The sequence below is a fragment of the Nakamurella aerolata genome (genome assembly GCF_013002705.1).
In the GTDB taxonomy this organism is placed as follows: domain Bacteria; phylum Actinomycetota; class Actinomycetes; order Mycobacteriales; family Nakamurellaceae; genus Nakamurella; species Nakamurella aerolata.
Genome location: NZ_JABEND010000002.1, coordinates 238,248 through 260,115 on the forward strand (window position 1 = coordinate 238,248; position 21,868 = coordinate 260,115).

12 protein-coding genes are annotated in these 21,868 nt (G+C 70.4%); 7 read left to right on the forward strand and 5 right to left on the reverse strand.

The window, feature by feature from the left end:
* Positions 1-29: 29 nt before the first annotated feature.
* From rfbB to HKD39_RS04365, 5 genes are all read left to right on the forward strand, one after another.
* Positions 30-1,025 (forward strand): dTDP-glucose 4,6-dehydratase, encoded by a 996-nt coding sequence (gene rfbB / locus HKD39_RS04345; protein ID WP_171198612.1) that lies wholly within the window; start codon positions 30-32, stop codon positions 1,023-1,025.
* A gap of 184 nt (positions 1,026-1,209) precedes the next feature.
* Entirely contained in the window at positions 1,210-5,628 is a 4,419-nt protein-coding gene (locus HKD39_RS04350; RefSeq protein ID WP_171198613.1) for an alpha-L-fucosidase, read from the forward strand.
* An 85-nt stretch (positions 5,629-5,713) separates the two neighbouring features.
* Positions 5,714-10,768: an ATP-dependent helicase gene (locus HKD39_RS04355; RefSeq protein ID WP_343074589.1), complete on the forward strand. Its 5,055-nt coding sequence runs from the start codon at positions 5,714-5,716 to the stop codon at positions 10,766-10,768.
* Positions 10,769-11,743 (forward strand): DNA-formamidopyrimidine glycosylase family protein, encoded by a 975-nt coding sequence (locus HKD39_RS04360; protein WP_171198614.1) that lies wholly within the window; start codon positions 10,769-10,771, stop codon positions 11,741-11,743.
* Positions 11,740-13,560 carry an amidohydrolase gene (locus HKD39_RS04365; protein ID WP_171198615.1) on the forward strand — a complete coding sequence of 607 codons (1,821 nt, stop codon included), beginning with the start codon at positions 11,740-11,742 and terminating at the stop codon, positions 13,558-13,560. Before HKD39_RS04360 ends, HKD39_RS04365 begins: the two co-directional genes overlap by 4 nt.
* Before the next feature lie 55 nt (positions 13,561-13,615).
* Here HKD39_RS04365 and HKD39_RS19935 read toward each other — a convergent pair whose 3' ends face one another.
* Positions 13,616-13,750 (reverse strand): hypothetical protein, encoded by a 135-nt coding sequence (locus HKD39_RS19935; RefSeq protein ID WP_281361781.1) that lies wholly within the window; start codon positions 13,748-13,750, stop codon positions 13,616-13,618.
* A 322-nt stretch (positions 13,751-14,072) separates the two neighbouring features.
* Here HKD39_RS19935 and HKD39_RS04370 point away from each other — a divergent pair, with 322 nt between their 5' ends.
* Complete coding sequence (locus tag HKD39_RS04370; RefSeq protein ID WP_212753949.1) at positions 14,073-15,296, forward strand: MFS transporter; 1,224 nt, start codon at positions 14,073-14,075, stop codon at positions 15,294-15,296.
* 16 nt (positions 15,297-15,312) lie between these two features.
* Here HKD39_RS04370 and HKD39_RS04375 read toward each other — a convergent pair whose 3' ends face one another.
* The 4 genes from HKD39_RS04375 to HKD39_RS04390 all read right to left on the reverse strand — a co-directional run bounded on the left by HKD39_RS04375 (position 15,313) and on the right by HKD39_RS04390 (position 21,118).
* Entirely contained in the window at positions 15,313-16,542 is a 1,230-nt protein-coding gene (locus HKD39_RS04375) for a tetratricopeptide repeat protein (protein WP_171198617.1), read from the reverse strand.
* Positions 16,543-16,555: 13 nt separating this feature from the next.
* Positions 16,556-18,022 carry a tetratricopeptide repeat protein gene (locus tag HKD39_RS20285; protein ID WP_171198618.1) on the reverse strand — a complete coding sequence of 489 codons (1,467 nt, stop codon included), beginning with the start codon at positions 18,020-18,022 and terminating at the stop codon, positions 16,556-16,558.
* Position 18,023: 1 nt separating this feature from the next.
* Positions 18,024-19,580: a neutral zinc metallopeptidase gene (locus tag HKD39_RS04385; RefSeq protein ID WP_171198619.1), complete on the reverse strand. Its 1,557-nt coding sequence runs from the start codon at positions 19,578-19,580 to the stop codon at positions 18,024-18,026.
* Positions 19,581-19,765: 185 nt separating this feature from the next.
* Positions 19,766-21,118, reverse strand: a complete 1,353-nt coding sequence (locus tag HKD39_RS04390) for a dipeptidase (protein WP_171198620.1) — start codon at positions 21,116-21,118, stop codon at positions 19,766-19,768.
* 142 nt (positions 21,119-21,260) lie between these two features.
* Between HKD39_RS04390 and HKD39_RS04395 the strand changes: the two genes are divergently transcribed.
* The gene (locus HKD39_RS04395; RefSeq protein ID WP_171198621.1) at positions 21,261-21,851 is read left to right on the forward strand and encodes a dihydrofolate reductase family protein; all 591 of its coding nucleotides are present in this window, start codon (positions 21,261-21,263) and stop codon (positions 21,849-21,851) included.
* Positions 21,852-21,868: the final 17 nt, after the last annotated feature.

Genomic DNA, 21,868 nt, shown 5'->3' on the forward strand with positions numbered 1-21,868 from the left:
AAAACCCCTCACCCACAAGGAGAATCACAGTGAAAGCGCTCGTCACCGGCGGTGCCGGCTTCATCGGCTCTAACTTCGTGCTGCGGACACGGCAGACCCGGCCGGACTGGGAGCTGACGGTGATCGACTCACTCAGCTACGCCGGCAACAAAAACACCCTCGACCCGGTGAAGGACGACATCACCTTTGTCGAGGGCAACATCGCCGATGCCGAACTGATGGACAAGTTGGTGGCGGACAACGACATCGTGATCCACTTCGCCGCCGAGTCGCACAACGACAACTCGCTCGACAACCCGTGGCCGTTCCTGGAGTCGAACGTCATCGGCACCTACCAGATTCTGGAAGCGGTGCGCAAGCACGGCAAGCGGCTGCACCACATCTCCACCGACGAGGTCTACGGCGACCTTGAGCTCGACGATCCGAACCGGTTCACCGAGCAGACTCCGGTGAACCCGTCCAGCCCGTACTCGTCGACCAAGGCCAGCGCCGATCTGCTGGTCCGCGCCTGGATCCGCAGCTTTGGCGTACAGGCCACGATCTCCAACTGCAGCAACAACTATGGCCCGCGGCAGCACGTGGAGAAGTTCATCCCGAGGCAGATCACCGGCATCCTCACCGGCGTCAAGCCCAAGCTGTACGGCACCGGCGAGAACGTGCGCGACTGGATCCACGTCGACGACCACAACGACGCGGTGGTGGCGATCATCGAGAAGGGCAAGCTCGGCCAGACCTATCTGATCGGTGCCGACGGCGAGAAGAACAACCGCGAGATCATCGCCCTGCTGCTTGAATTGATGGACAAGCCGGCCGACTGGTTCGAGCACGTCAACGACAGGCCGGGTCACGACATGCGCTACGCCATCGACTCGTCGAAGCTGCGTGCCGAGACCGGCTGGCAGCCGCAGTACTCCGACATCAGGGCGGGGCTGGCCAACACCATCGACTGGTACGCGGCCAACACCGATTGGTGGCAGCAGTCCAAGCAGGCCACCGAGCAGAACTACGCACGGATCGGGCGCTAACGGCGCCGCCGCCACGGTCGCTCACCTCCGATGTCTGAGCGTGACCATATCTGCGCTGTAGCTCGCCCGATGGAGCGGAATTGCGCATTCGGGTCTTGACGTCGGAGGTCTACGTGCCAGACGATCGGGCCACCCGACGGTCACCGACGACCGCCGGGTCCCGACGATCCAAAGTGGTGACGACATGCGCTTCGCTGCCCGCCCGACCCGCTCCCTGTCCCGCGCACTACTGGCCGCCACCTCCGCCGTGGTGTTGGTCGCCGCCGGGCTCTCGGCCCTGCCCGCGCGGTCCGCGGCCGCTCCGGCCGAGCCTGCGGAGGCCGCCGCGACGCCGACGCTGGAGCTGCTGCCGCGGCCCAGCTCGTGGCAGCCGGCCGACGGCAGCTTCCCGCTGAAATCGGGGATGCCGGTGCGCTACCTGAGCAGCCAGGCGCAGTCCGTCGCGGCGCCCGGTGTTCCGGCCGACGGCGACACCGGCGGCGTGCAGCAACGGGTCGCCGAGGTGGCCGGGCAGTTGGCCGCCGACGCCAAGGATGCCGATCGGCTGACGCTCAAGCCGCAACCGGTCGCGACCGCGGACGCCGAGGGTGCGGTGCTGCTGAAGCTGTCAGCCGACCCGGCCGAGCTGGGTCGCGAGGGATACCGCATCGACACCACCGGCAGCGGCATCACCGTCACCGCCCCGACCGGCACCGACCTGTACTACGCCACCCGCAGCCTGCTGCAGCTGATGAAGGGCTCAGGGGCGCCCATCCCGGCCGGCGTGATCACCGACCAGCCGGACCAGCGGATCCGGATGGTGCACATCGACGCCGCCCGGAAGTACTGGGAGCCAACGGCTCTGAAGGACCTGATCCGGCGGATGGCATACCAGAAGATGAACGCCCTGCAGCTGCACATCGCCGAGCCAGAGGGCTTTCGGCTCTACGACCCGAAGTACCCGGGTCTGGCCGACCCGAAGTACTCCTACGACAAGAAGACCATCACCGACCTGGTGGAGTTCGCCAGGCTGCGTGGGGTCGACATCATCCCGGGATTCGAGTTCCCCGGGCACGCCACCGCGATCTCCGACTACTTCAAGGTCGGCATCGCCGATGGCCCCAATGCCTGTGGCCAGCAGTACATCTACGGCTGGGTGACACCGAACTTCGCCATCGACATGACCTCGCCGAAGGCCAGGCAGGTCAGCGACGAGGTGATCCGCACCTTCGCATCGTGGTTCCCGAGCAAGTACGTGCACCTCGGTGGCGACGAGCTGCCGCCCAGCGTCGGGAACTGCCCGCGGATCAAGGACTATGTGGCCAACGATCCCAAGCTGGACACCTTCGGCGACCTGGTGCTGGACTACCTCAACGGTCTCAACGGCACCGTCAACGATCTCGGCAAGACCTCCATCATCTACAACGGCTTCGAGAACGACCCGGCCCCGCGGGTGCAGCTCGACAAGAACGTGGTGGTGATGAACTGGACCGGCGAGAACCCCATCAACAACCCGGCTTTCAACGGCCACCAGATCATCGACACGCCAAGCTTCGCCTACCTGACGCCGAACCAGTACCACCACCTGATTCCCGACACCAAGAAGATCGCCGAGACCTGGCAACCTCCGGTCGACGACCCGCGCTACCTTGGCTCAGGGGTGTCGGCGTGGGCCGACTACAACATGTGGGCCTCCGACGAGTTCTTCGAGAACCTGCTGGCACCTGGCCGCACGGTGATGGCCGACCGGACCTGGCGCAACACCCCGGCACCGGGCGGCGCCGCGGCCGTGCAGGCGCTGGCGGACCAGCTCCCACCGGCGCCGGGACTGACCGGTTTCCCGCCGCAGCAACGGGTGGGCCCGGCAAAGCCGTTGAGCAGCTACGACTTCGAGCCCGCCGAGTCCCCGCAGGGTTGGCACCAGGGCGCGCCGGACGGGATTGTCGCGCCGCTGCTGGACGCCACCGGTCGGGCCAACGGCTCCAGCTACATCATCAACGTGCCGGAAAGCGTCGACGGCCTCACCGGCAAGGCCTGGCGCTTCGACAACGACGGCGACGGAGTCGGTTTCGGGCACGTGGATCTGGCCCAGTCATGGACCGCGTCGGTGTGGTTCGCGCCCAGCCAGCTCCGCGAGGGCGCCGTGCTCTACAACTCCGAGGCCCGCTCGATCGCCGTCGACGCCGGCGGTGTCACCTTCACCGACCGGACCGACCCCGAGGCGGTCAGCACGTTCAGCGTGCCGGCGAAGCTCACCGCCAGCCGGTGGAACTTCTTGAGCATCGTCGCCGACCGCACCAGCACAACGGTATACGTCAACGGTGTGGAGTCGGCCGAGGTGCGGCAGAGCATGCCGCTGCCGCGCGGTTCGATCGGCCGCAAGGGCGCTCCCGGCATCAGGGGTGACCTCGACAACCTGACCATCTACGACGCGGCACTGCCCGGCAACATGATCAAGAAGCTGTACGACAAGGACTCCCAGGCGGGCAAGGACTATCAGCCGACGGTGGCCTCGCTGAACAGCCACCCGACACCGGACTGGTTCAACAACGACAAGTTCGGCATCTTCATCCACTGGGGCGCCTACTCGGTGCCGGCCTGGGGACCGCGCGGCTCCTACGCCGAGTGGTATTGGAACTACTTGAACAACCCCGGCAGTCCGACCAACACCTACCACAAGCAGACCTACGGCGTTGACTTCCCGTACGACCGCTTCGCCCAGGAGTGGGATCCGAGCAAGTTCGACCCGTCTGCCTGGGTTCAGCTTTTCAAGGACGCCGGCGCCAAATACTTCGTGTTGACCAGCAAACACCATGAGGGCGTTGCCCTTTTCGACTCCAAGGTGAGTGAGCGCGACACCGTCGCGATGGGGCCGGGGCGTGACCTGGCGAAGGAACTGTTCGACGCGGCGCGCGCCGAGAGCGATCTCAAGGCCGGCTTCTACTACTCGCTCTACGAGTGGTTCAACCCGCAGTACACCGGTAAGCCGGCCACCAATCCCTATACCGGGCAACCGGTTCCGTACACCGGCGGCCAGACCAGCGGCGACTACGTGCAGGACTACATGAAGCCGCAGATGGAAGAGCTGATCAAGCAATACGACCCGGACATCCTGTGGTGCGACGGGCAGTGGGACAAGCCGGCCTCGTACTGGGACACCGCGCCGGTCATCGCCGACTTCTACAACCAGGCTAAGAACCGTCCCGAGCCCAAGAAGGTGGCGGTCGCCAACCGCTGCAAGATCCAGACCGGCGAGCTCGACTCCAAGGAGCTGGACTTCCAGACGCCCGAGTACACCGTCAAGGACGACATCGACCCGAACAAGTGGGAAGCCAGCCGCGGAATCGCACACTCCTACGGGTACAACCAGAATGAGCCGGAGGAGGATTACCTCACCACCGACGAACTTGTCGACTCGCTGGCCGACATCGTGTCCAAGAACGGAAACCTGTTGCTGGACATCGGTCCTCGCGCCGACGGCACCATCCCCGAGCTGCAGCAGCAGCGGCTGCGCGAGATCGGTCAGTGGCTGAACATCAACGGCGAAGCCATCTACGGCACCACCTACTTCAACAGGGCCGAGGAGCCGGCGTCGGACGTGCCGGTGCGGTACACCGTCAAAGACGGTGACCTGTATGCGATTGCACTGGACTGGCCGGGCCGCACCTTGACCTTGGGCTCCGACCTGCCGATCCAGCGCGACTCCAAGGTCACCCTGCTCGGCAGCGATGGGACGGCGCTGCCGTGGAAGCGAGATGCCAACGGGCGCATGGTGATCACCATGCCCGCTGCCGGCGAGAAGGCCACCACCAGCCGCAACGCCTTCGCCTTCAAGATCAGCACCAGCGGCGTGCGCAGCCTGCCGCGGGTGTGGGTGGACCCGGTGACGCCGGCCGAACCCGGCGGCAGCACCACCGCAACCATCACCGTCACCAACACCAGCCAGACCGCACCGCTGGCAGCGGCGCGGATCACCCTCGACGTTCCGGCCGGCTGGCAGGCGTCGACCACCAGCATTCAGGTGCCGGCGCTGGCCGGTGGGCAGAGCCGCAGCTTCCGGGTGACGCTGACCGCCACCGCCGACGCCGTCACCCCGGCGACCTTGGGAGTCAAGCTGGTCTCCGGCCGGTCCAGCGCGGCGGTTGACGTTCCGCTTGCGGTGAAGCTGCCGAACCTCGCGTTGAACAAGCCGGCAACCCAGAAGAGCACCGCGTGGGGCGCGCCGGCCGCCCGCGCGGTGGACGGCAACACCAACGGGGCGTTCGGCGCCGGCTCGGTGACGCACACCGCCGAGCCGGAGTCGCAGGCCTGGTGGCAGGTGGACCTCGGCAAGAGCCAGCCCATCGGCTCGGTGGACGTCTACAACCGCACCGACTGCTGCTCCGAGCGGCTCAGCAACTATTGGGTGATGACCTCCGACCAGCCGTTCACCAGCGACTCGCTCGAGCAGACCCGCACCGCAGCCGGCGTCACCGCCGTCAAGGTCACGGCGCAGGCCGGCACGCCGTCCACCGTCGCGCTGCCGAAGGGGACCAGCGGCCGCTACCTGCGGATCCAGCTGGAGTCCGGCAGCAACCCGCTGTCGCTGGCCGAGGTGGAGGTGTTCGGCACCAGCGGGGGCTGACCCCCGGCGTGGCCGCCCGGGCGATCGGGTGGGCCTGCCGATCGCAGACCAGCCCGCTGTCGGTGTCGGCGCGCACAATGGTTCGGTGAGCAAACGCGCCAACCGGACGAGCGCGGGCTCGGCCGACCCGTTGGCGCGGTTCTCGCCGCTGGTGCGGCAGTGGTTCGGGCAGGCGTTCGCCGAGCCGACCGCGGCGCAGGCCGGCGCCTGGGACGCGATCGGCAAGGGCGAGCACACCCTGGTGGTGGCTCCCACCGGCTCCGGCAAGACCCTGGCCGCCTTCCTGTCGGCGATCGACCGGATCGTCACCCGGCCGGAGCCGCCCAGCGATCCGCACCATCGCTGCGGCGTCATCTACCTTTCGCCGATCAAGGCGCTCGCGGTCGATGTGGAACGCAACCTGCGCTCGCCGCTGGCCGGGCTCGCCGGCCTGGCCAGGGCGCAGGGCGGCAGCGTGCCGGACGTCACCGTCGCGGTGCGGTCCGGCGACACTCCGGCGGCCGACCGCCGCGACTTCGCGCGCAACGGCGCCGACATCCTCATCACCACCCCTGAGTCGCTGTTCCTGCTGCTGACCAGCCAGGCGCGGGAGATGTTCGCCGGCGTGCACACGGTGATCGTCGACGAGGTGCATTCCATCGCCGGCAGCAAACGCGGTGCGCACCTTGCTGTCTCGCTCGACCGGTTGGATGCGCTGCTGGAGCGGCCGGCGCAGCGGATCGGCCTGTCCGCGACGGTGCGCCCGGTGGAAGAAGCGGCGCGGTTCCTGGCCGGCGGCCGGCCGGTCACCACCGTCGCCCCGCCGGCCCGCAAGGTGATCAACCTCGACGTCACCGTCCCGGTGGAGGACATGACGGCGCTCGGCCAGGTCAGCGCCACCGATCCTGACCTGTCCGGCGCCGCTGCCGGCGACCCGCGCCGCAGCAGCATCTGGCCGCACGTCGAGGAGCAGGTGGTCGACCTGATCACCGCGCACCGGTCGACCATCGTGTTCGCCAACTCCCGGCGGCTGGCGGAGCGGCTCACCGCAAGGATCAACGAGATCCACGCAGAGCGCACCGGCGAGTTCGATCCGCAGGCCGCCCGCGACGCCAAGCCACCCGCGCAGCTGATGGCCCAGTCCGACCGCAGCCACGGCACCGCCGCGGTGCTCGCCAAGGCTCATCACGGGTCGGTGTCGCACCAGCAGCGCGCCGTCATCGAGGACGAGCTCAAGCAGGGCGTGCTGCCCGCGGTGGTGGCCACCTCGTCGCTGGAACTCGGCATCGACATGGGTGCGGTCGACCTCGTCATCCAGGTGGAAGCCCCGCCGAGCGTTGCCGGCGGCCTGCAGCGCATCGGCCGGGCCGGGCATCAGGTCGGCGCCCCCAGCCACGGTGTGCTGTTCCCCAAGTTCCGAGGCGATCTGCTGGCCAGCGCGGTGGTTGCCGAACGGATGCTGGGCGGAGAGATCGAGCAGCTGCGCATCCCCTCGCTGCCACTGGACGTACTGGCCCAGCAGATCGTCGCGATCATCGCGATGGACTCGCTGACGGTGCCCGAACTGCAGGCCCTGCTGCGCCGGTCGGCGCCGTACGCCACCCTCGGCCGCGGCGCGCTGGACGCGGTGCTGGACATGCTGTCCGGCCGCTACCCCAGCGAGGAGTTCGGCGAGCTGCGACCCCGGCTGGTCTGGGACAGGGCCACCGACCGGCTCACCGCCAGGCGCAACGCGCAGACGCTGGCCGTCACCTCCGGCGGGACCATTCCCGATCGCGGCCTTTTCGGGGTGTTCTTGGCGACCGAGGGTCAGGGCAGCGGGGGAGCCGGCCGCCGGGTCGGCGAGCTGGACGAGGAAATGGTCTACGAGTCGCGGGTCGGCGACGTGTTCGCGCTCGGCAGCTCGAGCTGGCGGATTGTCGAGATCACCCACGACAGGGTGCTGGTGCTGCCGGCCAGCGGTCTGCCCGGCCGGCTGCCGTTCTGGAAGGGCGACACGCTGGGCCGGCCCGCCGAACTCGGTACGGCGCACGGGGCGTTCGTCCGGGAGCTGGCGACGGCATCGCAAACGCAGGCGCAGCAACGGCTTTCCGGTATCGGCCTTGACGGCAACGCCAGCGCCAACCTGCTCGAGTACCTGAGCGCCCAGACCGAAGCCACCGGTGTGCTGCCGGACGAGAAAACCATTGTGCTGGAACGGTTTCGGGACGAGCTGGGCGATTGGCGGGTCGTTCTGCACTCGCCGTACGGCGCTGCCGTGCATGCGCCGTGGGCGCTGGTGCTGGCGGCCAGGCTGCGGGAACGCTTCGGGGTGGACGTCTCCGCCATGCACGCCGACGACGGCATTGTGCTGCGGCTGCCCGATCTCGGCGGCGACGACGACGCCGACCCACTCGCCGAGCTGCCTGAGCTGATCACCCTCGACCCCGGCACCGTCACCGCAGAGGTCACCGAGCAGATCGGCGGCAGCGCGGTATTCGCGGCCCGCTTCCGGGAGTGCGCCGCACGGGCATTGTTGTTGCCGCGCCGCCAGATCGGGGCGCGGCAGCCGCTGTGGCAGCAGCGGCTGCGGGCCACGGCGCTGCTCGAGGTGGCCAGCAGGTACCCGAGCTTCCCGATCGTCGCCGAGGCGGTGCGGGAATGCCTGCAGGACGTTTTCGATGTGCCGGCGCTGGTGGCAGTGCAGCGCGGCCTGGCCGACCGGTCGGTGCGGCTGGTGCCGGTGCAGACCCCGGCGCCGAGCCCGTTCGCGTCGTCGCTGCTGTTCGGCTACGTCGCGCAGTTCATCTACGACGGCGACTCGCCGCTGGCCGAGCGCCGGGCCGCCGCGCTCACCCTCGACCCCGACCTGCTCGCCGAACTGCTCGGCGGCGCCGATGCCCCGGTGCTGTCCGACCTGCTCGACGCCGACACCGTTACCGAGACCGAGCGCGGGCTGCAGCGGCTCACCCCGGAGCGCAAGGCCCGCTCCGACGACGACATTGCCGATCTGCTAAGGATTCTCGGCCCGTTGACCGCGGCCGAGATCGCCGAGCGCAGCGTCGATGAGCTGGACGTGCCCGCGGTACTTAACGGATTGCGGGCCACCCGCAGGGTGATCGACGTCAGGGTCGGCGGCCGCGAGGTGCTGGCCGACCCGGCCGACGCCCCGCTGCTGCGCGACGGGTTGGGGGTGGCGCTGCCGCAGGGCATCGCGGCGTCGCTGTTGGACACAACGGTGGACGAGCCGATCGACCGGTTGATCGGTCGCTACGCCCGCACCCGCGGGCCGTTCGTGGCGGCCGCCCCTGCTGCCCGGTTCGGCATCGGGGTGGCGGTGGCGCTGGATGCGTTGCGGCGCTTGCAATCAGCCGGACGCATTGCCGAGGGCGACTTGCGCCCGGCCGGCAGCGCCCCGGTCGACCCGTTGGACGCGGCCGCCGCCGAACACGCCACCGGGGCCGGCGGTAGCCGGGAGTTCGTCGATGCCGAGGTGCTGCGGCTGCTGCGCCGGCGCTCGCTGGCGAGCCTGCGGTCGGAGGTGGAACCGGCCACCTCGTCCGCGTTCGCCGCGTTCCTGCCGGCCTGGAACGGCATCGGCGCCGGCCGCGGCCAGCAACCGCTGCGCGGCGTCGACGGGGTGCTGCGCGCGGTGGAACAGCTTGCCGGAGCCAGAGTTCCGGCCTCGGCGCTGGAGTCGCTGATTCTGCCGGCCAGGGTCCCTGGCTATTCACCGGCCATGCTCGACGAGCTGATGACCAGTGGAGAAGTGGTGTGGGCCGGGCACGGGGCACTGGGTACCGACGACGGCTGGGTCAGCCTGCACCCCGCCGACACCGCGTCGCTCACTCTGCCCGAACCGCCGGCCGACCTTCCCGACAGCGTGCAGACACCCCTGCATCAGGCGCTGCTGCGAGTGCTCGGCAACGGCGGTGGCTACTTCTTCCGGGAACTGGCAGATGCGGTGGCCCGCAACGGTTTCCCCGGTGCCGACCCGGCCGGGAACAACTCGGTGGCCGGTGTCGGCAGCGGGGCCGGGGCTGGCGCCGGGGCAGCGCGCGGTACGGGGCCGGTTACCGACACGGTGGCCGGTGCCGGTGGTTCGGTGGTCGGCGACGAGGCACTCGGCTCGGCGCTGTGGGACCTGGTGTTCGCCGGGCTGGTGAGCGGCGACACCATCGCACCGCTCCGGGCCAGGCTGGCCGGCGGTCGCACCGCGCACCGCCCCGGTGGACGCAGCCGTGGGCAGCAGCGACTCCGGTTGCCCAGCCGCGGCCGGCTGGCCGCCGTCCCACGAGCACCGCGGCTGCCGCCGCACCTGGCCGGACGCTGGTCGCTGCTGCCGCCGGTGGAGACCGACCCGACGGTGCGCGCGCACGCCAACGCCGAATTGCTGCTGGAGCGGCACGGCGTGGTGACCAGGGGTGCCGCGGTGGCGGAGGAAACCCCGGGCGGTTTCGGCGCCCTCTACCGGGTGCTGTCGGCGTTCGAAGAATCCGGCAGAGTGCGGCGCGGCTACTTCGTCGAAGGGTTGGGCGCGGCGCAGTTCGCCACCGCCGGTGCCGTCGATCGGCTGCGCGCCGGCCCGGTCGACGACTCCACCGGCCGGCGCGGCCAGACCGATGCGCCGGTCGTGGTGCTGGCCGCCGCCGACCCGGCCAATCCCTACGGTGCCGCCTTGCCGTGGCCGGAACGCACCGGCGCATCGGCTCCGGCGTCAGCGCAGGGCGACCCGGCGAGCGCGCCGGCGGGCGCCGAGACTGCGAGTGCTGTGGGTACTGGGGGTGCCGGCACCGCCGGCGCCGCAGCGGTGGGCACCGGGCAAGCAAGTGCTGGGGCAACCGGCGCCGGCACATCGGCCGATGCCGCGCCGGACAGCCACCGACCGGCCCGTCGCGCCGGCGCACTGGTGGTGCTGCGCCAGGGCCGGCTGCTGCTGTATGCCGAGCGCGGTGGTCGCTCGCTGCTCAGCTTCACCGACGATCAGGACGAATTGGACGCCGCGGCGACAGCGTTGGCTTCGGCTGTGCTGTCCGGACATGTCGCAACGATGACTATCACCCGAGTGGATGGCGTCGATGCCGTCGGTCCGCAATCTCGCGGGGCCGTACTGGACGCGCTGCAACGCAACGGGTTTACTGTCACCCCACGTGGACTACGGCTCCGAACGGGGGTGCGGTGAATGCCGGAAGGCGACACCGTCTTGCGGACGGCGCGCACCCTGCACCGGGCGTTGAGCGGAAAGCCCTTGACGCGCACCGAGTTTCGCTGGGGCGCGCTCGGCGAGATCGACCTGGCCGGACGGCAGGTGATCGAGACGGTTGCCTACGGCAAGCATCTGCTCACCAGGATCGCCGGCGGACGCGGTAGCGCCGGCCCGCACCGTTCGGCCGCCGAGGTCCCGCTCACCCTGCACACCCACCTGCGGATGGACGGCAGCTGGCGGTTGCACCGCACCGGCAGCCGCGACTGGCCGCGTACCGACGACCCGCAGATCCGGGCCGTGGTGGCCGGCAGCGACTGGACCTGCGTCGGAATCCTGCTCGGCATGATCGACCTGGTGCCCACCGAACGCGAGTCCGAACTGGTCGGCGCCCTCGGGCCGGACATCATGGCCGAGCAGTGGCCGGACACCGGGCGGAGCGAAGCGCTCAGGCGGTGGTCAACCGCGGCCGACCGACCGCTCGGCGAGGTGCTGCTCGACCAGCGCGTCGTCGCCGGTATCGGCACCTTCTACATGGCCGAAGCGCTGTTCGCCCGGCGGCTCTCGCCGTGGAGGCCGGCGTCGGAGCTGGATGCGGATGCGGCGGGCGAGTTGCTCGATACCGCTCGCCGGTTGTTGCTGGCCGGCGCCGAACAACCCGTCCCGAACACCACCGGCGACACCCGCCGCAAAGAAACCTCCTACGTGCACGCGCGGTCCGGCCGGCCCTGCCGGCGCTGCGGCGGCGGAGTACGAGTGGCCGGCGTCGGTACCGCGCCGCACGAACGCCCGGCGTTCTACTGCCCGAACTGTCAGCCCGGGCCGGCACCCACCGACAACGGTCGCCCGCAGGCCCCGCTGGGCGCGGCGCCGACCCGGCCGGGGTCACTGCGCAACGTCGGTCTTGGGCCACCCCGCTGGCGAGCGGAACCGGGTCGCGGATACCGCCGATGAGACGCGCTGGGGGCAGCGCACCCACCGGCGGAACCGGCAGTGCCGGGCCCGGTACTTCGCCGGCAGCGGCGCCCGGCGCGAGCGGCGTCGCCCATCCGCCGGCCGACCCGCACGGCGGCGCCCAGCTGCTGTTCACCGGCGGTCAGATCTATCGACCGGGCTCGGCGGCGCCGCAGCCGGCCGACGTCGCCGTCGCCGGCGGCCGGATCACCGCGATCGGGCCGGCAGGCACGCTGCGCGGGTTGATCGGGAACCGCACCGAGGTGATCGACGCCTCCCGGCGGCTGTTGCTGCCGGGGTTCACCGATGCGCACGTGCATTCAGGGGCGGCGGCGCTCGAGCAGTTCGGCTGCAACCTGGTGGGGCTGCGCGGCCCCGAGCAGTATCTCGCCGCCGTTTCCGCATTCGCCGACGAACACCCGGACGGCTGGATCTACGGTGGCGGCTGGGTGGAGGAGTCGTTCCGCGGGGGTGCGCCGGAACCCGGCGCCCTTGACCGGGCCGCACCGGGCCGGCCGGTCTACCTGCTGAACGCCGACCATCATTCGGTCTGGGCCAGCAGCGCCGCGCTCGCGCTGGCGGGGATCGACGCCGACACCCCCGACCCGCCGGACGGCCGCATCTCGCGCACCGCTGACGGCGCGCTCACCGGGGTGTTGCACGAGGGCGCGATGGACCTGCTGCTTCCGGTACGGCCGGAACCGGATGCTGCAACGTTGCGCAGTGCCTTGCTGTTTGCGCAAGACACCTTGCACAGCTATGGGATTGTCGGCTGGCAGGACGCGCTGGTGGGCCGCAGCCCGTTGCTGCCGGACTTCTACCAGACCTACTGCGACGCCGACGCCGAAGGTGAGCTGACGGCACGAGTGGTCGGCGCCCAGTGGTGGGACAGGTACATCGATGCCGAAGACGTCCCGGCGGCTCTCGCGGTGATCCTGCGGCGGCGAGATGCGGTACCGGGGCGGCGCTTTCAGGCCGGATCGGTCAAGTTGATGCTGGACGGCGTCTGCGAAGCGCACACCGCCGCGCTGTTGACCCCGTATCTGCAGGCGGACCGTTCGTCGGCCGCCGGTGCTGGCAGCCCGCGGGGCAGGCACGCCTCCGAGACCGGGATCGCCTTCCTGGCAACGGATCTGCTCAACCAGGTGGTGAGCACGCTGCACTGCGCCGGGTTACAGGTGCACTTTCACGCGCTGGGCGACCGGGCGGTGCGGATGGCCCTTGATGCAGTCGCCGAGGCGTTGAACCAGCAAAAGGCGGGAACGGCGGGCGCTACCGGGGAACCTGGGCCGCAGCCGCGGCACCACCTTGCACACCTGCAGGTGGTGCATCCACGCGATGTGCCACGCTTCGCCGCGCTCGGCGTCACCGCGAACTGCCAGGCCCTGTGGGCCTGCGACGACCTGGCGATGCGCGAGCTCACCGCGCCCTACCTCGGGCCGGAACGTACCGGCTGGCAGTACCCGTTCGCCGGTATCGCGGACGCCGGGGGTCGGCTGGCGATGGGATCGGACTGGCCGGTGACGACGCCCGACCCGATGCAGATCGTCGCCACCGCCGTCACCAGGGTGCCCATCGACGAGCCGGAGCGGGCGCCGTTCCTGCCGCAGCAGCGGCTCAGCCTGGCCCAGGCATTGACCGCTGCCACCGCGGGGTCGGCGTACCTCAACGGCCGCGACGCCGAGTTGGCCGTCGGTGCCGATGCCGATCTGGTGCTGCTGGACGGCAACCCGTTCGCGTTGCCGCCGGCGGCCATCGGCAGCTGCCGGGCCGACGTCACCGTGGTGGCGGGCGATGTGGTGCATCGGCGCGGCTGATGAAGCGCTCCTGGCGGCGCCGGCCTGCCCGAGCGTCGGCCGCGCCGCGCGCGGGTCAGCTGCCGCCCGAGCTCCACATATCCCGCTGGCGGCGGTGGTTGTCGATGGCGCCGGACGCGGCCTCGTTGTACTTGCGGCCGTCGATCACGCGCGTGGTGTCGATCGGCGGACGGGAGTCCGCCGGGATCAACTTGCGGCCGACCGTCCAGTAGCCGGCGACGGCGGCGGCGCAGATCAGGTAGACCCACCAGGAGCGCGGGGTGAAGTAAAGGCGGTGGTGAGAACCACGATTCCGGCGATCACCGAGATCAGATAACCGATGGACTGCTGTCTGTGCATGTCACGCCCCCTCCTGGCGGTTCACCCGAACTGCACTGCTGTTACCTGATTCAACACTCAACCCGGGCCGCGCGGGGACGATTGGCGCCGAAGCGCGGCGCTGTTGCCGAGCTGTGACGATCGTCCCGCCGCCGGTGGGATCCGATCCGGCCTCGGTGCGGCAGGCTGAGTCGGTGACGTTGCTCGGGCGGTCGCCGTGGTTGCGGGTTGGTCTTGCGTTGTTCGCGGTCGGCTACGGCGCCAACCAGTTCGCGCCGCTGCTGCTGGTGTATCGCCGCACCGACCACCTCACCGAGACCGTTGTCACGGCTATGTTCGGCGCCTATGCGCTCGGGTTGATCCCGGCGCTGCTGGGTGCGGCCCTGCTCGCCGGGCGGTGGGGTCACCGCGCGGTGCTGCGCCCGGTGATGGTGCTGGCGATCGTCGGCTCTGTGGTGCTTGCCGTTGGCCACTCCACGCCGTGGTTGTTGTACCTGGGCCGGGTGCTCTACGGGCTGGCGACCGGCGCCGCTATGGCTCCCGGCACCACCTGGATCAAGGAGCTGTCGGCGGGAGCGCCGGCCGGCACCGGCGCACGCCGGGCGGCGATGTCGTTGTCGGCCGGTTTTGCCGGTGGCCCGCTGATCGCCGGTTTCATCGCCGAGTACCTGCCGGCGCCGACGGTGCTGCCCTACCTGGTGCACATCGCGTTGATGGGCGTGGTGGCGGCGATCGCCTGGAATGCTCCGCAACCGGCACCGTCGGAACCCGAACACGTGGTGGCTGCCGGTGAACCGGCGGAGCCACTGGACACCCAGTCACCTGCCGCCGGTGCGGCAGCGGTCGCCGGGCGGCACTTCGCCTGGTCCGGACGGTTCTGGTGGGGGATCGCGCCGATGGCCCCATGGGTGTTCAGCTGCGCAACGCTGAGCCTGGTGGTTGGCCCGAGCCTGGTGCTGGCCAACACCGGCGGCTTCACGGTGGCCTTCTCCGGACTGATGGCCGGGATCACCCTCGGCGTCGGGGTGGCGGTGCAGCAGCCCGCCCGGCACGCCGAGGCCAGGCGACCGGGTGTGGTCAGTGTTGCCGGGATGGTCGCAGCCGTGCTCGGCACGCTGCTGCTGATCCCGGCGGCCCGCACCGGCACCCCCGGTTGGGTGGTGCTCGCCGGGGTGGTGCTGGGCTGCGCCTACGGCTGGGTGCTGGTCGGCGGGCTGACCAGGGTCGAGCAGCTCTCGCGGCCGGGTGAGCTGGCGATGAGCAACGCCGTCTTCTACTGCCTGACGTATCTCGGATTCGCGGTGCCGACCGTGGTATCGCTGCTGCGACACCATTTCTCGATCACCAGCGTGCTGCTGGGCACCGCCGTGCTCGCGGCGCTGTGCGGTGGGTTCGGGGTGGCCGCACTGCGGCGCTGATCGGCGACGGCGCTGATTAGCGGCCGGCGCTGATCAGCGGCCGGCACCGGTCCGGCACCGGCTGGCCGCGCAAGCAGGCCCCGTCTGGCGGCTGGTCAGCCCAACGCGCGGCTGCTGCGGGCCACCGCCGGCCGGCGATCCAGGTGGTGATCGAGGCGAGTACCAGCAGCGCCAACGCGACGAAGAACGCCACCTGGCCGGCGTTACCGGGCAGCAGCGCGGACAGGAGCAGCGCCAGCAGGCACCCGACGTGCGCCGGAAAACCGATCTGCAGCAGCCGATCCGAGGCCAGCACCGTCCGGCCCGCGGCCAGCCCGGCCGTCAGCCCGTTGCCGGCGCGCTGCAGCTGGATCGCCCAGGCAGCGCCGGTGGCGAGCACGGCCACCGCGGCCAGGATGGGCAGCCAGCCGGGCCGGCCGTCCCTGCCGCCGTCGTTGCCGGCCAGCCAGTGGATCCGCCCGACCACAAACATCGCCGCCCACAGCACCAGGTGCGCGGTACCGAAGGCCTTCCACACGGCGACCCGCAGGTTGTGCAGGGCCACTCGCTGGGTCGGGTCGTCCCGGACGATGGACGCGAAATCGCCTGCGGCGCGCAGGCTTCCACCTCGTCCCATGTCCAGCCTGGCCAGCTCGTTGCGTACCGCGAGATTGTCGGGGTCCATCGCCGCGGCCCGTTCCAGCAGGTTTCGGGCCGCCGCGCGGTCCCTTGCCTCGAGCGCGGCCGTACCGGCGGTGAGCAACGCCGCGGACGACTGCGGGTCCAACCGCACCGCCTGATCGGCGAAGGCACGGGTGGCAGGTCCGGTGACGCCGGTCGCCAGGTCGACCTGGGCGCGCACCCGGTACGCCACCGCGGCATGCGGTGCCAGCGCGATGGCCCTGTCGGCCACCGCGGCGGCGGCGCGGTGATCGCGGTTGTGCGCGAAAACGGTGGCAGCCAACAACATTGGGTTCAGCGCGTCCGGCGCCCTTGCCAACAACCGGTGGCTGGTGTCGGCGGCGCCGAAGCCGTCGTCGGCGTGCAGCTGGGCCCAGCCCAGCACCAGCAGCGCCCGCGGGTCGTCGGGGTGCTCGGCCAGATAGGGCGCCAGCACCGCGATCGCCTCGGCCGGCCGGCCGGCGTCGTCCAGCATCGAGGCGCGCTGGATCACCGACTCGCCGGCGTCGGCCGGAGCGCCCGCCGACGGGTTCGGCCCCGACGCACGGTGCTGGTCGAACCAGCCGGGCCACAGTCCTTCTGACACCCTTGCGAGCCCCTTACCAGCGCTTGGCGTTCTTGAGGTACTGCTTGAGTTCTGCGAAGGTGCCGTCGTCCTGGCCGTACTGCACCACGGTGCGGGCGGTCTGCAGCCACGGCCCGGTGGAAGGACGAGTGTGCTGCAACGCGGCGGTCAGGTCGGCCATGCCGATCAGCCGGGCGGTTCCGGTACGGGCGCCGTCCAGCAGCGCGTGCTCGGTGGCCTGCTCGCAGACGAAGGCGATATCGGCGCCGGAGAACCCGGCGCTGGCGCCGGCCAGGGCGGACAGGTCGATGCCCTCGACCGGCCGGTGCGCGAGGTGGTACCGGAAGATCGCCTCGCGCGCCGCCGCGTCGGGTGGCAGCACCAGCAGGGTGCGGTCCAGCCGGCCGGGCCGCCGCAGCGCCGGGTCGACGTCCCACGGCTGGTTGGTCGCGGCCAGCACGAACACCCCGTCGTTGTCGGCGGTCACCCCGTCCAGCTCGGTCAGCAATTGGTTGACGGTGCCCCGCATCGCACCGGCCGCAGCCTGAGATCGCTTGTGCCCGAGGGCATCTATCTCGTCCAGGAACAGCACGCAGGGCGCGTTGCGCCGCACCGAGGCGAACAGCTCGTGCAGGTTCCGTTCGGACGAACCCAGCCACATGTCAAGGATCTCGGCGAGTCCGGCGGAGACGAACGAGGCGCCGAGCTCACCGGCCAGCGCCCTGGCCAGGAAGGTCTTGCCGCAGCCGGGCGGGCCGTACAGCAGCAACCCGCCGCGCAAGCTCTTGCCGTACAGCTTCTGCAACTCCGGATTGCGCAACGGTGCCAGGAACGCCGCCTGCAGGCGGTCTTTCACACCCTGCATGCCGCCGACATCGGCCAGCGTCACCGTCGGTCGCTCGGTGACGAACGCGGCGGAGGGCTCACCGGACGGCCCGGCGCGGTCCTGGCCGGCCGGCCGGCCGCCCTGCTCGGTGTCGGCCGGGCCATGGTCGGCGGCGGAATCAGTACCGGAGTCGGTGTTGGACAAGAACATCGGCCGGGCGATGTCGCCGAGCTGGGATTCGGCTGCCTGCCAGTCGAATCCGTCGGTGGGCTGCCGATCAGTGGGCTCGGACTCAGGTTGCCTTGCCTGTGGGAGTGGCGGTTCGGCTTGCCCCGCTTGCGGTTCGGCTCGCGGTTGCTGGGGTGACGGCGGTTGCTGGGGTGGCTGGGGTGCGGCGTCGGCCTGCGCGTCGGCAGCACCGTCGGCCGGGCGAGCTGAGGGGGGCGCGGCCTGGTCCGCGCCGGACAGTGCCGTCATCATCAGCTCGCGGGCACCGGGATGTGCCGGCTGCTGCGCCAGCACCTGACCGGCCTGGGTGACCGCCTCGTCGTTCCGCCCGGCGGCCAGCAGCAGCTGGGCAAGATGCAGCCGCAGCGCTGGGTCGTCCGGCAGCGTTTCGACCGCGCGGCGCACCGCCGCCAGCGCCGGATCGTCCTGGGGCGCGGAGCTTGTCACCTCAGCCTCCCGGGGTCGTGGCCGGATTGGGCAGGCCGGTGGGGGTTGACGCACCTGGCGAGTAGTAGTCGAAGCACTGCCGGATGTCGTACAGCACACCGATATTGAACGCCTGCACCTGATTCAGCACCGAGGTGCCGGTCTTGCCGGAATCGTCGTAGGCGGCCATCGGCGAGTGCACCACTTGGTAGATGGCCTTGTTCAAGTCGTTGGGGGACAAGCGGAGTCCCTTCTCGCCCTGCGGTTGCCGCATCCAACTGGCCCAGGTACCGGCATAGCAGAGCCCGCGCAACCCGGCATTGTCGCCGGCGGCGGTGCCGCCGCCGCTGGCCTGCGCGGCGAGCCCGTAGCGGCTGGCCAGCAGGATGATGGCCGAGAAGTCGCCGACGTTGTCCTGCCATGATTCCGGTGCCTTGCCGATCTCCTGCAGCTGCGCCAGATCGTAGGAGACGGTGTTGGTGGCCGGGCAGTACAGCACCGGGCTGTCGTTGTTGCTGCTGTCCGGGCAGGACGGCGGCTTGCCGCCCTGGAACTGCTCAAGCTTCGGCTTGCGGTAGTCCGGAACGGTCTTGCCGAAATACTCGTCGAGGGTTCCGGCCACCTCGCCGAGCAGCTCGGGGGTGATCGGCATGTTCGCGTACTTCTGGGGCAGCTTGTCCGAGGCGAAACCTGAGGCCTGGACACGTTTGTCGACCTCGGCCTGGGTGATCTGGTTGCACCTGGCCGCTCCGCTGGCGAAGCCGAGTGAGGCGGCGAAGGCGCGGTCGAACGCGGTGCCGTGCGCCTTGTCGTTGGAGGCCGACAGCCCAACCGGGTCGCCGACCTGCAGCATGGCGCCGAGGATCTGGCGCATCCCACCATCGCCGGAGAGCTGGAAGTACTTGGAGTTGCCCTTGGACACCCATCCCCAGTACGCGCCGGCATAGCAGTCGGCCTGCTGCTCCAGCAGCAACACCGAACTGCGGGTGGCGCCGAGCCGGCTCTGCACCAGGTGCCCGGTTTCGTGCGCCAGGATGGTCGGCGCCGACAGCTCGCCGACCTGCTCCTGCATGCTCGGCATCAGCACCCCACGGTCCCACCCGATGGTGTCGCACCTTGGCAGGTACATGGCATTGACCAGACCGTTCAGCTTCTGCCCGCAGGCGGAGCCGGTGGCCGACCTGGAGTCGTACGACAGCAAACCCTTGGCCGGGCTGAACTCCTTGCCGAAGTCCTTGCCGAAGATCTGCGCGTAGTAGGTGTACTGATCGTCCATGGTGTCGAGCGCCAACTCGTCGAACCGGTTGCCCTGTTCCTTACCCTCGGCGCGCAACGGTGATTCGGGTGCGTCGGTGCGCAGCCCGCTCGGGCCGTCGGGACGCAAACCTCCCGCGCTGATCGGTTGCCCGGGAACGGTGACCGAGCACCCGGCGAGGGCCAGCGCCGCCACCACCAGCACCAGCGCCAGCACCGGCCGGCGGGACGCACCCGGTTGCCATCCGAGCCGGTGCGGTGCGGTGCGGCCCGGCCTGCGGCTGGCGCCGCCGACGGCGCGGCGGGCTCGGGCTGCGCGGCTCATCTTCGGGTCGTCTTCCGGTCGTCGGGTGGGTGGTCGGCGTGCCGCGCAGCGGCCCGCGGGTGGTGCGGTCGGTTGCCGGACTCCGGGTCTTGCGGGTTTCCGGCTGGTTCCGGCTGGTTCCGGCTGGGTGGGTACGGGGCCGAACCTACCCGGCGATGCTGAGTCGGCGCGGCGATCTGGAGAGTTCAGCCCATGCTCGGCGCCGGACCGCCGAAGCCAGGATCGGCGATGCGCTCGGCCTCGCTCAGCACCCGCATGATGTTGCCGCTGGTCAGCGCCGCCAGATCGGCGTCCGACCAGCCGCGTTCGGCCAACTCGGCGAGCAGCGCCGGGTACTTGCTGACGTCCTCGAGCCCGCGCGGGGTGCTCGGCACCCCGTCGTAGTCGCCGCCGAGACCGATGCTGGAGACGCCGGCCACCTCGCGGGCGTGCTCGACGTGGTCGGCCACCTGCGCCAGCGTCGCCACCGGTTCGGGGTTCGCGGCCAGCCAGGCGTCGAACTCGGCCTTGGCCGCGGGGTCTGGCGGCGGCGCGGTGTCGTCCAGCCAGTCGGCAAGACCGAGACGCTGCTGTTGCTCCCGTTCCGCGGCGCGGTGATCGGCGGTCTGCTGGCTGACGAAGCTGGGCACGAAGGTGATCATGATGACCCCGCCGCCGTCGGCCAGGCTGCGCAGCACGTCGTCCGGGGCGTCCCTGACGTGGTCGCACAGGGCGCGGCAGGACGAGTGCGAGAAGATCACCGGCGCCGTCGACGCCGCGATGGCATCGCGCATGGTGGTCTCGGCGACGTGCGAGATGTCCACCAGCATCCCGATGCGGTTCATCTCGGCGACCACCTCGCGGCCGAAGTCGTTGAGGCCGCCCACCTTTGGTGTGTCGGTGGCCGAGTCCGCCCACGGCACGTTCTGGTTGTGGGTCAGCGTCATGTACGCCACCCCCAGCCGGCGCAGCACCCGCAGCACCCCGAGCGATTCGTTGATCGAATGGCCGCCCTCTGCGCCCATCAGCGAGGCGATCTTGCCCTGCGCCCAGGCGGCGCGTACGTCGTCCGCGGTGCGGGCGAAGGCGAAGGTGTCCGGGTACTTGTCGATGATCCGCTGCACGCAGTCGATCTGCTCGAGCACCTGGGTCAGGGCGGTGCCGCCGTCCTGGTCGCCGGCGACGAACACGCTCCAGAACTGGGCGCCGACCCCGCCGTCGCGCAGCCGCTCGATGTCGGTGTGCAGCTCCGGCTGGTTCAGCGCGATGTCGGTGGCGTCCAGGTCGTAGCCGCGCTTGCGCAGGGCATAGGGCAGATCGTTGTGACCGTCGAACACCGGTGCGCCGGCGAGCACCTCGGCCACCCGCTCGGCAATCTCGCCGGACGGCGCCGGGGTGTCGTCCGGCGTGGCCAAACCCTCAGCGGGCGCAGCGGGTTCGGCCACGTGCTCGGGATCGGAGGTGACGTTGGGGCCGACGCTCGGCTCCACCGGCGCGGTGTCGGCGTCAGCGGCGGAAGCGGCGGGTGAATGCGTATTCGGCGCAGCGGGATTGGTCATGGCCGGACATCTTTCCAGCCCGCGCCCCGGGTCGCGCAGGCCTGTCAGCGGTGCCGGGGTCTCAGACTTCCGGCCGATGAGTTCGCGGCGCCGCGGCGGTCTGATGATGACCACAGCGACCGGCCGACCCCAGGAGCTCCCGATGGCAGCCAGCTACACCTTCGACATTTTCTCCAGCCTCGACGGCTACGGCTCGTACGCACCGCCGGCCGATTGGGGCGGCTACTGGGGCAAACAGGGCCCCGAGCTGCTGCACCACCGCGCCGGCTGCTACCGCGCCGGGCAACGGATGGTGTTCGGCGCCAACACCTTTCGCCAATTCGTCGGCATGCTTGCCGATGCCGACGACACGTCCGAGGTGCGCGATGCATGGGTGAGCCGGATGCGTCGGCTGCCCGCGACCGTGGTGTCGTCGACGCTGCGCGGCCCGCTGGACTGGCCGGACGCGCGGGTGGTCGCCGGTGATGCCGTCGATGTCGTCCGCGAGCTGAAGCAGCAGTCGGACGCGCCGATCCGCTCGCACGGAAGCCTGGCGGTGAACCGAGCGTTGTTGGCCGCCGGTGAGGTCGATCTGGTTCAGGTGACGGTGTTTCCGGTGTTGTCCGGGGCCACCGGCAACGTGCCGATCTGGGATAAGATCGGCGATTTCGACCTTGACCTGGTCGACAGCCAGGTCTTCGACGGGCGGACCGTCGAGTTGACCTACGCGCCGCACCTCCGGCGCTGGGTCTGACGCCGAGTCGAGCGCTG

Bases quoted from the DNA above. Each gene is read 5' to 3' on its own strand.
- HKD39_RS04350 (WP_171198613.1), top strand. From the start codon at position 1,210: ATGCGCTTCGCTGCCCGCCCGACCCGCTCCCTGTCCCGCGCACTACTG.
- HKD39_RS04360 (WP_171198614.1), top strand. From the start codon at position 10,769: ATGCCGGAAGGCGACACCGTCTTGCGGACGGCGCGCACCCTGCACCGG.
- HKD39_RS04365 (WP_171198615.1), top strand. From the start codon at position 11,740: ATGAGACGCGCTGGGGGCAGCGCACCCACCGGCGGAACCGGCAGTGCC.
- HKD39_RS04385 (WP_171198619.1), bottom strand. From the start codon at position 19,580: ATGAGCCGCGCAGCCCGAGCCCGCCGCGCCGTCGGCGGCGCCAGCCGC.
- HKD39_RS04390 (WP_171198620.1), bottom strand. From the start codon at position 21,118: ATGACCAATCCCGCTGCGCCGAATACGCATTCACCCGCCGCTTCCGCC.
- HKD39_RS04395 (WP_171198621.1), top strand. From the start codon at position 21,261: ATGGCAGCCAGCTACACCTTCGACATTTTCTCCAGCCTCGACGGCTAC.